Genomic DNA, 16,370 nt, shown 5'->3' with positions numbered 1-16,370 from the left:
TGGTGCTATCACCACCAATTTTCTGCAGCTCCCACACAAGGATGTGACCATGGTCGACCTCAGCGCCCAACCGTTCAATCTCGACGAGCAGGCCATCACCTGGGTGCGCGACACCATCGACTCGCTGACGCTCGAGGAGAAGATCGGCCAGCTGTTCATCAACCTGAACACGTCGTTCACGCCGGAGTACCTGGACCGCGTCGTCGGCGAGTACAAGGTGGGCGGCATCCGCTACATGGGAGCCGGATCGAGCACGGTGCAGGATCACATCCGCTACGCGCAGTCCCAGGCGAAGGTGCCGCTGTTGGTGGCGTCCAACCCCGAGATGGGCGGCTTCGGCTCGATCGACGACGGCACCCTGGTTGCCACGCACTTGAGCGCCGGATCGAACCCGGACAAGTCCATCGCCCGCGACATGGGCCGGGTGGCCGGCCGGGAGACCGCGGCGCTCGGCTGCAACTGGGCGTTCGCGCCCATCGTCGACATCCACTACAACTGGCGCAACACGGTGATCAGCACCCGGTCGTTCGGAAACACCCCCGACGTGGTGATCGAGCGGGCCAAGGAGTACTTCGACGGTTTGAGCGAGTCGAACTCGGTCGCCGCCATGAAGCACTTCCCGGGCGACGGAATCGACGAGCGCGACCAGCACGTCGTCACCACCTACAACACCCTCGGCTACGAGGAGTGGACCGACACCTTCGGCCGGGTCTACCGCGAGCTGATCCAGCACGGCGTGCAGTCGATCATGATCGGCCACATCGGAGCCCCCGAGCTGTCGAAGCACTTCCGCCCCGGAATGACCGATGCGGAGATCATGCCGGCGACCCTTGCCCCGGAACTGCTGCAGGACCTGCTGCGCGACGAGCTCGGCTTCAACGGCCTGATCCTGACCGACGCGTCGATGATGGTCGGAATGACCCAGGCGATGCCGCGGCGCGACGCCGTCCCGGCCTCGATCGCGGCCGGCTGCGACATGTTCCTGTTCTTCCGCGATCCGGAGGAGGACCTGCGCTACATGCTGGACGGCTACCGTTCCGGCGTGATCACCGAGCAGCGCCTGCAGGAGGCGCTCGAGCGCATCCTCGGCCTGAAGGCGACACTCGGCCTGCACACCACCCCGCGCGAGCAGCTGGTGCCCGGCCCCGAGGCACTCAGCGTGATCGGCAGCCCCGAGCACCACGCGATTGCCGCCGACATCGCCGACAAGACCGTCACGCTGGTCAAGGACACCCAGGGAAACCTGCCCCTGGACCCGGCGACGCATCGCCGCATCCGTCTGTATGGCGTCTCCGGCCAGGCCGACTTCACCGGGGTCGACCCGAGCGGATTCATCGACATGGCCAAGGAGGAGCTCGAGGCGGTCGGCTTCGAGGTGCACGTCTTCAAGAACGCCCTGCAGCGGGCCGCCGAGGGCGAGGAGCACGTGTACTTCCACACCGTGATGAGCGAAGAGGCCAACGAGCGCTACTCCGAGGAGTACGACGCGGCCATCGTGTTTGCCAATGTCGCTGGCTTCGCCCAGGAGGCCAGCATCCGCATCCGCTGGTCCACCCCGATGGCGGCGGAGATCCCCTGGTACGTGACCGAGGTGCCGACCGTGTTCGTGTCGCTGTTCCAGCCGAACCACCTGATCGACGTGCCGATGGTGAAGACCATGATCCACGCGCACGCCCCGAGCCGCGAGGCGATCCACGCATCGGTGCAGAAGATCATCGGGGCCAGCGCGTTCCAGGGCACGTTCAACGACAACGTCTGGTGCGACACCTGGGGCACCCGCCTCTAGCCGTCGCATCCGCAGCACACATCGACAAGCACGAGGAGAGTTCAATGACGAAAATCGGCGTACAGGCCATGATGCTGAAAGACAATTTTGCGGCGGTGGGGCCGTTCGAGACCCTGCGCCAGGTGAGCGAGATCGGGTACCACGCCGTTGAGATCTCGCAGATCCCGATGACCGCGGAGAACGTGGCCGAGCTGCAGCGCGCGCGCACCGAGCTCGGCATGGACATCGCCGCCCTCTCTGCGCCGCTCACCGGGATGCCCGGCATGCCAGGCGAGTCACTCACGAGCGACTTCGACAAGATCGTCGACGATGCGAAGGCGCTCGGCTCGACGATGGTCCGGATGGGCATGCTGCCGTTCGACGCGATGGCCTCGCTCGACAAGGTGCTTGAGTTCGCCGACAACAGCAATGAGATGGCCGCCCGGCTGCGGGAGCAGGGCATCGGTTTGTACTACCACAACCACCACATCGAGTTCGCGAAGTACGACGGGCGCTACCTGCTCGACATCATCGCCGACCGGGCGCCGCTGATGGGCCTCGAGGTCGATGTGCACTGGGTGCAACGCGGCGGGCTCGACCCGGTGAAGACGCTCGCGAAGTACGACGAGCGCGTCGCCATGGTGCACCTCAAGGACTACCGCATCGGCCAGATCCCGGCCGAGGCTTTCGGGCTCCTGGCCCAGGGCGACTTCCCCGGCTTCATGAGCGCGTTCACCGGCGTCGTGCAGTTCGCCGAGGTGGGCGAGGGCAACCTCGACTTCACCGCAATCATCGAGCAGAGCCTGGCCATCGGCGCCCAGTACCTGCTCGTCGAGCAGGACGAGCAGTACGGCCGCACGCCGCTCGAGTGCCTGCAGACCTCCTACGACAACCTGGTGGCCCTGGGCTACGCGCACCTCTTCTAGCCGGCAGCGTCTTCTCGGAGCAGCGCCACAGACAGGAGGAGAGCGGGGCGGGGCCGTCCTGCGGCGGTCGCCCTGCTCTCGTCCTGTGTTCTGCACAGCGCTGGCTTCGGTCGCAGGCTCCCTCGAGCCAACGTGGGTGTGGCTTCGGTCGCAGGCTCCCTCGAGCCAACGTGGGTGTGGCTTCGGTCGCAGGCTCCCTCGAGCTCACGTGGGTGTGGCTTCGGTCGCAGGCTCCCTCGAGCTCACGTGGCTGAAGCGGTGCCCCGCCGAGTGAGCCGGTCGAGATCAGGCGCGGCCGGCGATCCGCCCGATCAGCGCCGTCGCGTGTCGCACGGTCTCCTCGAGGGGCGGGGCAGAAGCACCCAGCGCCTGGCGCTGCTGCATGGTGAACCGGAGCACCCCGATGGCCAGCGAGACGACCATCTTGGCCTCGTCGACGAGCTCGGGGTCCGCGGCCGTGGTGCGGCCGTCGGCGGCGAACCGCGCGAGCACCAGATCGACCAGGAGCTGCTCCTGGTCGGCCAGCCACTCCATCCACTTGCCGGTGAGCTCGCTCGAGCTCTGGAACACGCGCACGCGCGCCTCGAACCAGGCGCTGTCGCCGGCGCCGCCCATGAGCGCGTGCGCCATCCGCTGCGCGAGCGCGCCCAGCACGTCGTCGGAGCGGTCGGCGAGGAAGCGCTCGGCGTCGGCATCCGTGATCGCGGCCGGGATCAGGCCCTTGGCGAAGCCCTCCTTCGACCCGAAGTAGTTGAAGAAGGTGCGCTGGGAGATCATGCTCGCCGCGCAGATCATGTCGACGGTCACGTTGTCGTAGCCGTGCTCGAGCGAGAGCGCGAGCGCCGCCTCCTCAATGGCCGCCCGGGTGGCCGCGCGCTTGCGGGCGCGCAGCCCGTCCGGGTTGCCCGGCTGTTGCTCGGGGTGTTGCTCGGGGTGTTGCTCGGGGCGCTCCTCGACCATGGATCCTTCCTACCGCAGCTCCGGCCGAATCGCGCCTCTTCGGCGTGATTGGCCGGGATTACTCGTAGCGCAGCGCGTCGATCGGGTTCTGCTTGGCCGCGCGCCGGGCCGGCAGGGTGCCGGCCAGGAAGGCGATCGCCATGACGATGCCGATGATCGTGGCGATGGATGCCGGGGTGAACAGCATGATCGTCAGGCCGGGCAGTCCGGAGAGCACCGTCGCCGAGAGCGCGCTGCTGAGGCCGGAGCCGAGCCCGATCGCGACGGCGGCGCCGAGCGCCGATCCGAGCAGGCCGATGAAGATCGCCTCGAAGCTGAACAGGGCGAAGATCTTGCCGCCGCCCATGCCCATGGCCTTCATGAGGCCGATCTCGCGGGTGCGCTCCTGCACGCTCATCAGCAGCGTGTTGATGATGCCGAAGCCGGCCGCGATGAGGGCGATCACGGCGAAGGCGTTGAGCACGCCGATGATGCCGTTGATGACGTCCTGGATGGCGCCGATCTGGTCGGTGACCGTCATCCCCAGCAGGCCCTGCTCGGTGAGCGCGGCCTGGATGTCGTCGAGCTGCGCCGGCGTGGTGCCGTCGGCCAGGAAGGCGATCGCCATCACGTAGCCGCTCGGCACGGCGGCGGGCTTGGCGGTCTGCTTGAGGGCGTCGAGCTCGTCGCGCAGGTCGGCGTTCAGGCCGGCCCCTGAGGCGAACAGCGAGTCGTTCTGCACGCCCTGCACGACCGCCTCGACGGTGTGCTGGGTGCCCTCGTAGTCGGAGATGGCGAGCGTGACGGGCTGCCCGATCGCCGACTCGGCGTCGGCGAAGCCGAGGCCGTCGACGTAGCTGGCCGGCAGCAGGATCTGGTTCTGACCGGCGCCGTTCTCCAGCTGCGCGCCGGCGGCGAGGTCGATGGTGGCGATGCCGGCCATCGGGTTGACGGCGATCTCGAACTTGCCGTTGCCATCGAACTCGATGAAGTCGGGCGAGAGCATGACGGCGGGCTGCACGTCGGCGATGCCGTCGACGGCGGCGATCGCGGTCACGTCGTCCTCGCTGAGCAGCGACATCCCGCTGGCGGTGGCCTGCTTGTCCGGGTCATAGGGCGTCGGGCCGTCGCCGGCGGGCGCGGCATCCGGGGCCGAGGAGACGGTGAGCATGGAGTCGCCGCCGATCGAGGAGATCTGGGCGTCGATGTAGCTGGAGACGCCGGCACCGATGGCGCTCGTGATCGTGAGCGTGAACGCGCCGATGAAGATCGCGATGACGGTGAGCAGCGTGCGCACCTTATTGCGGAAGGTGTTGGAGACGGCGGACTTCAGAACGTCGAGGGGGTTCATGCGTTGGCTCCTGCTGCCGAGTTGGCGGGGGCGACGGATGCCGCGGCATCCGGAACCGCCTCGAGCCCGTCCTTGATGAAGAACTGGCGGTCGCAGCGGGCGGCCAGCTCGCGGTCGTGGGTGACGATGATGAGCGTGATTCCCTGCGTCTTGTTCAGCTCGAACAGGATGTCCTCGACGACGGCGCCGGTGGCGGAGTCGAGGTTTCCGGTCGGCTCGTCGGCGAAGATCACCGAGGGGTTGTTGACCAGGGCGCGCGCAATGACGGCGCGCTGCTTCTGGCCGCCGGAGAGGTTCGTCGCCTTGTTCTTGGCCTTGTCGGCCAGCTCCATCTGCTCCAGCACCGCCATGCCGCGCGCCTTGCGCTCGCGCGGGCCGACGCCGGCGATCATCAGCGGCAGCGTGACGTTGTCGAGCACCGTGGCGTTCGGGGTGAGGAAGAACTGCTGGAACACGAAGCCGAAGTCCTTGTTGCGCAGCTTGTTCAGCGCGCGCGGCTTGAGCTGCTGGGCGTCGACGCCGCCGACGCGGATCGTACCGCGGTCGGGCTCGTCGAGCAGGGCGAGCAGGTGCATCAGAGTCGACTTGCCCGATCCGCTCTTGCCGACGATGGCCACCGACTCCCCTCTGCGCACGTCGAGGCTGACGCCTTTGAGGGCGTCGAAGCGGCCGTCGCCGTGTCCGTAGGACTTGCCGATGTCCGTGGCTTGCAGAATCAGTTCGGTCATGGACCGAGGTTATGTGCAGAACCTGAATACTTGCAGTTACTGCACACTTGGGTCGGATGACGCGTCGTAGGCGCTGCGGCGGCCCGGGCCGCTACTCCGAGCCGGTCTCCGGCTCCTCGCCGTCGGGCTACGGCAGGTCGGCCTCGACCGCGCCGATCAGCGAGTCCTGCAGGAACGCCGCCCAGTCGTAGACGCCCTGCTGCAGCTCGCGCAGCTCGGCGAGCTCGTCGGCCCCGGCCCCGGCATCCGGGATCGAGCCGTCATCGGCGACCCCGATGGAGTCGGCGAGCACCAGGCGCAGGTCGGTGAGGAAGGTCAGCCAGGCCACGAGCGCGGCGGGCGGGATCTCGATGTTGTGGCCGTAGTGCGGGTCGTCGATGCCGAGGGCGGATGCCGCCTCGACGGCTTCGCGCACCGTGACGGCCGCGTCGATCTTGCGCTTCTGCAGCTCGGGCCGGGTGTAGCGGGCGAACTCGGCCGCGGCCGAGGTGTCGTCGCTGTAGGCGACGGGGAACAACCGGGTGAGGCCCGGCGAGGCGGGATCGGACTCGCTGAGCAGCGTCTCGACCTGCCCGGCGAGAGAGGCCAGGGCGTCGGCCTCGTCGCCGTCCAGCTGCAGCAGCACGGCGCGGGTGCCGCCGGAGGCCAACAGGTCGGTGCGGCTGGCGGCGGCCACGATGCGGCTCATGCGTCGGCCTTCGTCAGGGTGGCCTGCAGCCCGTAACCGTGCAGCGCCTCGACGTGCCGCTCCATCTGCTCGCGGTTGCCGCTTGCGACGGCCGCCTTGCCCTCGGTGTGCACCTGCAGCATGAGGCGCTCGGCCTTCGCGCGGCTGAAGCCGAAGTAGCTGCGGAACACGTAGCTCACGTAACTCATCAGGTTCACCGGGTCATCCCAGACGAGCACAAGCCACGGCGTCGCGAAGCGCGCCGCCACATCACTGACGGTGTCAGTAGATTCCAACAGTTTCGACATCCCCTCCAGTCTCCCACGCAACCCGCGGCCCGATCCCTCCGGCGAGTCAGCAGCTCTGGCTGATTTCCGGGCTTGTGAACCGTGTCAGAGCGCCAGCCACGCCGGGTCGATGACGATTCGAGACGCGCGCACAGCGCCGGAAACGCGACGGTTGCTAGCGTCGATGGGTGAGTGAACGCGTGAATGTTGCAGTTGTCGGCCTCGGAGCGATGGGGGCCAACGCACTGTGGCGGCTCGCCGAGCGCGGGGTGAGCGTCGTCGGGTTCGAGCAGTTCCAGGTCTCACACCCGCTCGGTTCCTCGCACGGCGTCACCCGGCTGTTCCGCGAGGCCTGCCTGGAGCACCCCGACCTGACGCCGATCGCGCAGCTCTCCAAGCGGCTGTTCCGCGAGCTGGAGGATCTGAGCGGCCAGGAGCTGCTGCGCATCACCGGCGGCGTGATGCTGGGCGCTCCCGATTCCGACGTGATCGCGGGCACGCGGGCCGCGGCATCCGTACACGGCCTGCAGCTGGAGGAGCTGGACGCCGCCGAGCTGGCCACGCGGTTCCCGCTGCTGGCCGGGCTGGCCCCGACGGATGTCGCGGTGCTCGACCCCGGGGCAGGCGTCGCGTTCCCCGAGCCGACCATCCGCGCCGCCGTCGAGCGGGCGCGCGCGCTCGGCGCCACGGTGCTCGAGAACACCCGCGTGCTGGCGATCGAGCCGGGCGAGGACGGCGTCGTGATCCGCACGGCGAGCGGCCAGTGGCTGGCCGACCGGGTGATCCTGGCCCAGGGCGCCTGGTTGGCGGCCGAGCTGCCGTGGGTCAGCCTGCAGCCGATCCGCACGCCGATGACCTGGTTCGAGCCGGCCGAGCCCGCGGATGCCGCGGACTTCGGCCTCGAGAACCTGCCCGTGTTCGTGCGCCAGCTGAGCGAGAGCGAGGTGCTCTGGGGGCACGGCTCGGTGGGCGCGGCGGCCGGCCCGGAGAAGGGCGCGCTGCTGAAGGCCGGCATCGGCGACATCTGGCAGGAGCGGGTGCGCATCGACCCGGACGAGCTGGACCGCGGCGTGAAGCCGGCCGACTGGCGGCAGGTCTCGGAGCTGCTCGGCCGGGCCGTGCCCGGCATCGAGCCGTTGCCGGCCCGCGTCGACCCGTGCATGGTGACGATCTCGCCGGACGACCAGTTCGTCGTGGGCCCGTCGCCCCGGCATCCGCGCGTGATCGTCGGCGGCGGCGACAGCGGCCACGCCTTCAAGCACGGCCCGGCGCTCGGCGAGATCCTGGCCCGCTTCGCCCTCGACGAGCCGCAGCTCGTCGACACCGCCTTCATCGACCCGGCCCGCTTCGCCTAGGCGCTCGGCCGGGGCGCTTGCCCGGGCGCTCGGCCGGGGCGGCGCGCCGGCCTACCCGGTGTGGGCCCGCGCGGTGCGGCCGCGCAGCAGGGTCGCGAGCTCGTACGTGATGGTGCCAAGCTCGTCGGCCCAGTCCTGCAGGGTGGTGTCGAGCGGTGTCGGCCCGATGAGGGCGGCCATGTCGCCCGCACGGACGCCGTCGGGGTTGTCGCCGAGGTCCACCAGGAACTGGTCCATGCAGATGCGGCCGACCGCGGGGTAGCGGTGCCCGCCGATCCTCACGGAGAAGCGGCCGGACAGCGCGCGCGGCAGGCCGTCGGCGTAGCCCATCGGCACGAGCGCCACGGTGCCGGCCCGCTCGGCCGCCCAGGCGTGGCCGTAGGAGACGCCGTCGCCCGCGCCGATGCGCTTGGTGAGCGCGATCCGCGCCCGGAGCGCGAGGGCGGGGCGCAGGCCGAGGCCGCCGAGCGCCGGGATGGGTGTGAGGCCGTAGCTGGCGATCCCTGCCCGCACCATGTCGAAGGCGAGGTCGGGCCGGGTGAGCGCGGCCGCCGAGTTGGCCAGGTGGTTGACGCTCGGGGTGAGCCCGATGCGACGGGCGAGCGCAATGCCCTCGCGGAACCGGGCGGCCTGCACATCGCTCAGCGGGTGCCGCGGCTCGTCGGCGCAGGCGAGGTGCGAGAACAGGCCGCGCACGCGCAGGCCGCTCTCCCGTTCGGCCGCCGCGAGCTCGCGCATGACCGGCGCCCACTCGGCGGGCGGGGCGCCGTTGCGGGCGAGCCCGGTGTCGAGCTTGAGGTCGACCCGCACGGGGCGCGCCCGGGTCGCGGCGATCACGCGCACCGCCCTGGCCTGCGCGATCGACGAGACGCCCAGCGCGATGTCGGCCTCGAGCGCCTCCCGGAACTGCGCCTCCAGGAACTGAGCCTCAGGGGCGTGCAGCCAGGCCAGGATCGGGGCGCGGATGCCGGCTCGGCGCAGCGCGAGCGCCTCATCGATCGTCGCCACCCCGATCTCGCTGGCGCCGGCCTGCAGGGCGGCCGTGGCGCACGCGGCGGCGCCGTGGCCGTAGCCGTCGGCCTTCACGACCACCATCACCGCCGCTCCCCCGGCGCGCTCGCGCAGCAGCCCCACGTTGTGCCGGATCGCGGCGAGGTCGATCGTCGCCAGCACAGCGGGCTCGGGCTCGCCCGCCGGCCGCGCCACGAGCCCGGGCCCGTCGCTCATCGCAGCGGGTCGAACGGGGCGATCTGCGGCGCCACGACGCCGGTCATCATCTGTTGGGCCAGCAGTTTGCCGGTGGCCGGGCCGAGCACGATCCCCCACATGCCGTGGCCGCCGGCGGCGTAGATTCCGGGCGTCGCCGTCGCCCCGACAAGCGGCAGGCCGTCCGGGGTGACCGGGCGGGAGCCGACCCACTCGTCCTGCCGGTCGTCGAGGTCCATGTTCGTGAACAGCGGGCGCACCGAGTTGACGATGTCGTCGATCCGGCGGGCGCGCAGCGGTTCGTCCGGCCGGCGGAACTCCATGGTGCCGGCGATGCGCAGGCGGCCGTGGAACGGCGTGCAGGCCACGCGCCGGTTCGGGAAGTAGATGGGGTACTCGGCGGGCTGATCGGTCGCGACGCTGAAGGAGTAGCCGCGGCCGGCCTGCACCAGGGTGCGCACGCCGTGCTCGCGGGCGAGCCCGGGCAGCCACGCCCCGTTCGCCAGCACGATGGCGTCGGCATCCACGCTGCGGCCATCGCCCAGCTCCGCGACGACCCCGTTGCCGCGGCGCGTCGCCCGGGTGACGCTCGCGGTGGTGTCGATGGTGCCGCCGCGCTCGCGCACCGACTGGGCGAGCGCCTCGACGAAGTCGCCGGGCGCCATGAAGCGCTGCCCGCCGAGGGCGAGCACCGTCTGGACGGCGTCGGTGAGCTGGGGCACGAGCTGGCGCGGGTTCTCCACGGTCGTCAGCGGAACCGACTGGCCGGCCCGCTCGACCAGCTCCATCTCGTGCCGGAAGTGGCGGCTCTGCTCCTCCTTCTCGAAGCCGATGATGAACGGCTGCTCCTTCGTCTCGGCCTGCACCCCGCCGGCGACGAGCTCGTCGAAGGCCTCGAGGGCGAGCAGGTCGATCCCGGTCAGGGCGTCCATGGTCTGGGCCCAGGCCCGGTTGGTGGCCCGGGAGATGAAACGGGTCAGGAACGACCAGAGTGTGGGGTCGATGCGCAGCGGGATCGAGAGCGGCGCGGCCGGGTCGAGCATGGCGCGGGGCCCATACGCCCAGAGGCTGGGATCGGAGAGCGGCATCGCCATGCCGGGCGCCAGCCAGCCGGCGTTGCCCCACGATGCCCCGGCGGCGACGCCTTCCCGCTCGAGCACGGTGACCTCGACGCCATGCTCCTGCAGGTGCCACGCGGTGGCGAGGCCGACCATTCCGGCTCCGACGATGACGACTCGACGCGGGGCGGGCGAATTCACGGGCACGGCAACTCCATTTCGCGCCGTCCACGGTGACGGCCTCAGCTGCCATCTTGGCCAAATATTCAGCCGGGAGCCTTCTCTTTCGCACGATCGGCGGAATAGCATGCCATGCATGGTCACTTATTCGGAATCAGCACGTCCCGAGGCGGACGAAGCAAACATTGTTCGCCTCGACGACGTCGACCGGCTGATCCTCAGACTCCTGCAGCAGGACGCCCGGATGCCGAACACGGCCATCGCCGAGGCGGTCGGCATCGCCCCGTCCACCTGCCTGGCCCGCATCCGCTCGCTGCGGGAGCGCGGCGTCATCCGCGGCTTCCACGCCGACATCGACCCGGCCGCCCTCGGCCGCGGCCTGCAGGCACTGATCTCGGTGCGGCTGCACTCGCACGCGCGCCCGCAGCTGAACGCCTTCTCGCAGTACCTCAGCTCGCTGAGCGCCGTGGAGGGCGTGTTCTTCGTCACCGGCGACCGGGATTTCCTCCTGCACGTCGCCGTGCGCGATTCCGAGGCGCTGCGCACGCTCGTGGCCGACACGCTGAGCGTGCGCCCCGAGGTGGCCGGCACCAGCACGAGCGTGATCTTCGAGTACCAGGCCCCGCGCCGCTGAGCCCGCCGCCGCGGGCGGCGGCTCCCGGCATCCGGCGCGCCGCGCCTACTCGCCGACCGAGCTGCCGACCGGCCGCACGGCGGCGTACTCGGCGATGACGGCGCGGATGCGCTCGATCGCGGCCGCGTCGAGCCCCCCGTCGCCGGTGACGGCCGCCCAGCCGTCGAGCACGACGTCGCCGTAGTTGTGGCCGTGGCTGGCCGGAACACTCTCCCCCATCAGCATGTCCACGACCACCTGCAGCGCCGTCACGACAGGGATCCAGTGCATGTTCGGGCTGACGTCGGCGGCGCGCTGGCCCGGCAGGAGCCAGTCCGGCTCGGCCCAGAGCAGCTCGGGCCCGAGCCAGGTGACCGGGTCGGTGGCGTGCTGCAGGTAGGCGACGTGCGGCTCGCCCCACGGGCCGGCCAGTTTGTCGAAGTCGCCGGGCTGCGACATCCAGCGCACCTCGGCGCCGGCGTCGAGCACCGGCTGCCAGGCGGGGCTGCCCGACTCCCGCGCGGCCTGCAGCTCGCGCCAGAGCGGGGTGCCGTTCGGGCTGCCGACGAACAGGGCGCCGTCGGTGCGCTCGCGCACCTCGGCGAGGTCGGCGAAGGTCGACTGGCTGCCGTGCGCGCCGAGGCTCAGCCCGTAGCTGATCAGCTTGGGGCGCTCGGATGCCGGGTGCGTCAGCCACTCGGCATGCACCGCGTCGAAGAGCACCCGGGCGGCGTCGACCGGCGCATCCGGCTCGAACACGAAGGACACCCAGCTCGGCGTGTACGCGTACTGCATCGACACGATCGCGGTGTCGCCGCCGTGCAGGTACTCGAGCGAGTCGGTCGTCTGCGGCTCGAGCCAGCCGGATCCGGTGGCCGTGGCGACGACGAGCACCGAGCGCTCGAATGCGCCCGTGCGCACGAGCTCGTCCACCGCGAGCGCCGCCCGGCCCGCGGTGCTGTCGGCGGTGTGCAGCGAGGAGTAGACGCGGATCGGCTCGAGCGCGCTCTCGCCGGTGACCTCGGCGATGTCATCCGCCGTCGGCCCGCCGCCGAGGAAGGCGGTGCCGTGCCGGCCGAGGGTCTCCCACTCCATCGGCGAGTCGGCGCCGGCCGAGTGGAACTCGCTCGTCGGCTCGCTGACCCAGTGGGCGGGCGCGGCGTTGCGGGCCTCGTAGATGCCGTCGATGGCGCCCATCACGACGGTGCCGAGGGTGAAGGCGCCGAGCCCGACCAGGAGGGCTGCGCCGAGCGCGCCGATCAACGGGCCGACGAGCCGGCTGAGCCCGCGGTGCAGGCGGCGGATGCCGCGGCCGATGGCGAGGCAGAGCACGGCGACGGGGAGGGCGCCGAGGTAGAAGGCGGCGATGTCGACGCCGTCGACCGGCGGCATCTCGACGAGCGCGCGCACCTCGTTCTGCCAGGCCACGGCCAGGACGGCGAACCAGGCCCCGGCGGCGAGCACGACGACGGCCCCGGCGATCCAGGTCCAGCGGATGACGGCCGCGCTCGGCCGCCAGCCGATCAGGCGCCTGGCCAGCGGGCGCAGCAGCGCGACGAGCAGGGCGCCGACCGCATAGCCGACGGCGAAGCTCAGGCCGGCGATCACGCCCTGCAGCAGCGCGGGGCGCGGCAACAGGGAGGGGGTGAGTGAGAGCGCGGCGAGCACCAGGCCGAGTGCGAGGCCGCCGGCATCCAGGCGCCACCAGGTGCGGCCCGCAAACAGGCGGAATCGGCTCACAGCGCGGCCGCCGTGCCGCTGGCGTGCGCGAATCCCCCGGATGCGGTCTTGATTTTGTGGTCCTGCCGTTCCTTAGTCACACTCACGCGCCGATCCTCCCACAGCGCACGGGTGGCATCGTTCACAAAACTCAGGAGCAGAGCGGTGCGACCCCTCCATGGAGGCGTCGCGCCGCTCTCCTCCTGTTTTTTCGCCGGGCGCCGGCCGGGCGCGATGCCGCGTGCTACTGTGTGGTCAGACCACAGTGGTCTGACCACAGAACACCGGCAACATAGCCAGCCGGACTCACCGCAGAGGAGCACCATGCCCGTCGTGCCACGCGCTTGGGAGCTCGTGCTGCGCCACATCGAGCGCGAGCTGCTCGACGGCAAGCTGCTGCCCGGCGACCACCTGCCGCCGGAGCGCGCGCTCGCGACCGAGCTCGGCGTCGGCCGCTCCAGCGTGCGCGAGGCCGTGCGCGTGCTCGAGGGCTTCGGCCTCATCCGCACCCAGACCGGCAGCGGGCCGAGCGCGGGCGCCATCATCATCGCGACCCCGCAAGGCGGCATGTCGGCGCTGATGCGCCTGCAGGTGGCCGCCCAGGGCTTCCCCGTCGCCGACATCGTGAAGACCCGCCTGCTGCTCGAGACGCAGATCGTAGCCGGGCTCGCGGATGCCGCCGGCCCCCTCGACGCGGCCGAACTCCTGCTCGCGGCCATGGACGACGACGCGCTCACGCCGGCCGAGTTCCTCGCCCTCGACGCGCAGTTCCACGTCGCGCTGGCCGAGGCATCCGGCAACCAGGTCGTCACCGCCATGATGGCCGGGCTGCGCGAGGCGGTCGAGAGCTACGCCCTCGCCGGCCTGCCCGCCGTCGCCGACTGGGGCGCCACCCTGCGCCGCCTCCGCACCGAACACCACGGCATCGTCGCAGCCATCACGGCCAGCGACGCCGCCGCCGCCAGCACCCTAATCCATGCCCACATCACGGGCTACTACACCGAAACACACCCCCAGGAGACGCCGCCATGGTGAAACGCCAGTTCCCGAACCCGATCGAGCTCGCCGAGCTGATGAAGTTCAAGAAGCCCACGATGAACCCGACCAAGCGCCGCCTGGAGAAGGCGCTGACGATCAGCGACCTGCGCGACATCGCCCAGCGCCGCACCCCGAAGGCCCCCTTTGACTACACCGAGGGCTCGGCCGAGGGCGAGATCTCGCTGCAGCGCGCCCGCCAGGCGTTCGAGGACGTCGAGTTCCACCCGTCGATCCTGCGCAACGTGCCCGTGGTCGACACCAGCTGCGAGGTGCTCGGCGGGCCGAGCGCACTGCCGTTCGGCATCGCGCCCACCGGCTTCACCCGCATGATGCAGACCGAGGGCGAGGAGGCCGGCGCCGGCGCGGCCGGAGCGGCCGGCATCCCGTTCACCCTGTCGACCCTCGGCACCACCTCGATCGAGAACGTCAAGGCGGCCAACCCGAACGGCCGCAACTGGTTCCAGCTGTACGTGATGAAGGATCGCGAGGTCTCCTACAACCTCGTGCGCCGCGCAGCCGCGGCCGGCTTCGACACCCTGTTCTTCACGGTCGACACCCCCGTCGCCGGCGCCCGCCACCGCGACAAGCGCAACGGCTTCTCGATCCCGCCGCAGCTCACCCCCGGCACCGTCATCAACGCCCTGCCCCGTCCGGCCTGGTGGATCAACTTCCTCACCACCCCCAAGCTCGAGTTCGCCTCGCTCTCCTCCACCGGCGGCACCGTCGGCGAGCTGCTGAACGACGCCATGGACCCGACGATCTCCTTCGACGACCTCGCGACCATCCGCTCGATGTGGCCGGGCAAGCTCGTCGTCAAGGGCGTGCAGACGGTCGAGGACGCCAAGAAGCTCGCTGATCTGGGCGTGGACGGCGTCGTACTCTCCAACCACGGCGGCCGCCAGCTCGACCGCGCGCCGATCCCCTTCCACCTGCTGCCCGCCGTCGCCCGCGAGATCGGCTCCGACATGGAGGTGCAGATCGACACCGGCATCATGTCCGGCGCCGACATCGTCGCCTCCGTCGCCCTCGGCGCCGACTTCACGCTGATCGGCCGCGCCTACCTCTACGGCCTGATGGCCGGCGGCCGCCGCGGCGTCGACAAGACCATCTCGATCCTGAGCACCGAGATCGAGCGCACTATGAAGCTGCTCGAGGTCTCCACACTCGCCGAGCTCGGCCCGCAGCACGTGACCCAGCTGACCCGCCTGGCGCCGATCCCGCGTGCCGTGGCGGATGCCGCAGAGGCCACTGCCGAGTCGAAGCCCCGCACGGTGCGCACCCCGCGCGCCGCGGCGGCGCCCAAGGCGACCGCCGCGAAGGCGGCGGCCGTAAAGGCGGCGCCCGCGAAGGCAGCTGCCCCCAAGACGGCCGCGGCCAAGGCGGCTCCCGCCCAGACCGCTGCCGCCAAGGCTGCGCCGAAGACCGCTGTCGCCAAGAAGCCCGCAGCTGCGAAGAAGCCCGCTTCCGCCGAGTAGCAGCGGAGGAAACACGTCAGGACGGGCGGCCGGTTCACGAAACCGGGCCGCCCCTCCTCCGTTTGTGCACGTTGGCTTCGGTCGCAAGCTCCCTCGAGCCAACGGGAGACACCACACCCCGCTGATCGAGTAGCAAGGAACGAGCGTATCGAGACCCCCCACCACACACAGTTTCACGCCCTGTCAGGGTCTCGATACGGCGCTGGCGCGCCTACTCGACCAACGGGAGAGACCCACGTGCTTCGGCTTCGGCCGCTGGCGCTCCCCCGAGCCACCGCGAGACACCACACCCCGCTGGTCGAGTAGCGAGGAACGAGCGTATCGAGACCCCGCACCACACACAGTTTCACGCCCTGCCAGGGTCTCGATACGGCGCTAGCGCGCCTACTCAACCAACGGGAGAGGATTTCGGCTTCGGTCGCAGGCTCCCCCGAGCCACCGCGAGACCCCACACCCCGCTGGTCGAGTAGCGAGGAACGAGCGTATCGAGACCCCGCGCCAGACACAGTCTCACCCCCTGCCAGGGTCTCGATACGGCGCTGGCGCGCCTACTCGACCAACGGGAGAGGATGCTGGCTTCGGTCGCTGGCGCTCCCTCGAGCCACCGGGAGAGAGGCGCTGGCGCTCCCCCGAGCCAGCGGGAGACACCACAACCCGCTGGTCGAGTAGCGAGGAACGAGCGTATCGAGACCCCGCACCAAACACAGTTTCACGCCGAGTCAGGGTCTCGATACGGCGCTAGCGCGCCTACTCGACCAACGGAAGAGGACCCACGTCGGCCTCGGTCGCTGGCGCTCCCCCGAGCAAACGCGAGACACCACACCCCGCTGACGCTCCCCCGAGCCAACGGGAGACACCACACCCCGCTGGTCGAGTAGCGAGGAACGAGCGTATCGAGACCCCGCGCCAGACACAGTTTCACGCCCCGTCCGGGTCCCGATACGGCGCTAGCGCGCCTACTCAACCAACGGGAGAGACGCACGTTGGCTTCCGAGCCAACGGGAGAGAGAGCGGGCGCGCGCAAGCGGGAGGCGGTCGAGCCCGCAGGCGCTACTTGGCAGGG

The 16,370-nt window shown here is 70.6% G+C and carries 13 protein-coding genes and 1 pseudogene; 6 read left to right on the top strand and 8 right to left on the bottom strand.

What is annotated here, in order from left to right; genetic code table 11:
• Positions 1-49: 49 nt before the first annotated feature.
• Both GY24_RS00820 and GY24_RS00815 read left to right on the top strand, forming a co-directional pair.
• Positions 50-1,786 carry a glycoside hydrolase family 3 protein gene (locus GY24_RS00820; protein ID WP_104473919.1) on the top strand — a complete coding sequence of 579 codons (1,737 nt, stop codon included), beginning with the start codon at positions 50-52 and terminating at the stop codon, positions 1,784-1,786.
• A 44-nt stretch (positions 1,787-1,830) separates the two neighbouring features.
• Positions 1,831-2,691: a sugar phosphate isomerase/epimerase family protein gene (locus GY24_RS00815; RefSeq protein WP_193953471.1), complete on the top strand. Its 861-nt coding sequence runs from the start codon at positions 1,831-1,833 to the stop codon at positions 2,689-2,691.
• Positions 2,692-2,976: 285 nt separating this feature from the next.
• Here GY24_RS00815 and GY24_RS00810 read toward each other — a convergent pair whose 3' ends face one another.
• The 5 genes from GY24_RS00810 to clpS form a co-directional block, all read right to left on the bottom strand.
• A complete protein-coding gene (locus tag GY24_RS00810; protein ID WP_104473918.1) occupies positions 2,977-3,651 on the bottom strand; it encodes a TetR/AcrR family transcriptional regulator in 675 nt (224 codons plus the stop codon).
• A 58-nt stretch (positions 3,652-3,709) separates the two neighbouring features.
• A complete protein-coding gene (locus GY24_RS00805; protein ID WP_104473917.1) occupies positions 3,710-4,981 on the bottom strand; it encodes an ABC transporter permease in 1,272 nt (423 codons plus the stop codon).
• On the bottom strand, positions 4,978-5,709 hold the full coding sequence (locus GY24_RS00800) for an ABC transporter ATP-binding protein (protein ID WP_104473916.1): 732 nt from the start codon (positions 5,707-5,709) through the stop codon (positions 4,978-4,980). Before GY24_RS00800 ends, GY24_RS00805 begins: the two co-directional genes overlap by 4 nt.
• Before the next feature lie 127 nt (positions 5,710-5,836).
• A complete protein-coding gene (locus GY24_RS00795) occupies positions 5,837-6,397 on the bottom strand; it encodes a DUF2017 family protein (RefSeq protein WP_104473915.1) in 561 nt (186 codons plus the stop codon).
• A complete protein-coding gene (gene clpS / locus GY24_RS00790) occupies positions 6,394-6,684 on the bottom strand; it encodes an ATP-dependent Clp protease adapter ClpS (protein ID WP_104473914.1) in 291 nt (96 codons plus the stop codon). Before clpS ends, GY24_RS00795 begins: the two co-directional genes overlap by 4 nt.
• Before the next feature lie 167 nt (positions 6,685-6,851).
• On the opposite strand from clpS, the gene solA reads away from it, so the two are divergent.
• The gene (gene solA / locus GY24_RS00785; protein WP_133161075.1) at positions 6,852-8,018 is read left to right on the top strand and encodes an N-methyl-L-tryptophan oxidase; all 1,167 of its coding nucleotides are present in this window, start codon (positions 6,852-6,854) and stop codon (positions 8,016-8,018) included.
• A 51-nt stretch (positions 8,019-8,069) separates the two neighbouring features.
• On the opposite strand, the gene alr is transcribed toward solA, so the two are convergent.
• Together alr and GY24_RS00775 are read right to left on the bottom strand one after the other, a co-directional pair.
• Positions 8,070-9,245: an alanine racemase gene (gene alr / locus GY24_RS00780; RefSeq protein WP_104473912.1), complete on the bottom strand. Its 1,176-nt coding sequence runs from the start codon at positions 9,243-9,245 to the stop codon at positions 8,070-8,072.
• Positions 9,242-10,489 (bottom strand): NAD(P)/FAD-dependent oxidoreductase, encoded by a 1,248-nt coding sequence (locus GY24_RS00775; protein WP_267892597.1) that lies wholly within the window; start codon positions 10,487-10,489, stop codon positions 9,242-9,244. Before GY24_RS00775 ends, alr begins: the two co-directional genes overlap by 4 nt.
• Before the next feature lie 109 nt (positions 10,490-10,598).
• Here GY24_RS00775 and GY24_RS00770 point away from each other — a divergent pair, with 109 nt between their 5' ends.
• Positions 10,599-11,096 carry an Lrp/AsnC family transcriptional regulator gene (locus tag GY24_RS00770; protein WP_104473911.1) on the top strand — a complete coding sequence of 166 codons (498 nt, stop codon included), beginning with the start codon at positions 10,599-10,601 and terminating at the stop codon, positions 11,094-11,096.
• Between the two features lie 45 nt (positions 11,097-11,141).
• On the opposite strand, the gene GY24_RS00765 is transcribed toward GY24_RS00770, so the two are convergent.
• On the bottom strand, positions 11,142-12,815 hold the full coding sequence (locus GY24_RS00765) for an alpha/beta hydrolase (RefSeq protein ID WP_104473910.1): 1,674 nt from the start codon (positions 12,813-12,815) through the stop codon (positions 11,142-11,144).
• 303 nt (positions 12,816-13,118) lie between these two features.
• Here GY24_RS00765 and GY24_RS00760 point away from each other — a divergent pair, with 303 nt between their 5' ends.
• Positions 13,119-13,829: a FadR/GntR family transcriptional regulator gene (locus GY24_RS00760; RefSeq protein ID WP_104473909.1), complete on the top strand. Its 711-nt coding sequence runs from the start codon at positions 13,119-13,121 to the stop codon at positions 13,827-13,829.
• Positions 13,823-15,064: pseudogene (locus GY24_RS00755) on the top strand (alpha-hydroxy acid oxidase); the annotation flags it as partial. The gene GY24_RS00760 and the pseudogene GY24_RS00755, both read left to right, overlap by 7 nt.
• Positions 15,065-16,370 lie beyond the last annotated feature (1,306 nt).

Source organism: Microterricola pindariensis, assembly GCF_002936985.1.
GTDB lineage: Bacteria > Actinomycetota > Actinomycetes > Actinomycetales > Microbacteriaceae > Microterricola > Microterricola pindariensis.
This window is presented reverse-complemented; position numbering and strand designations above follow the sequence as displayed.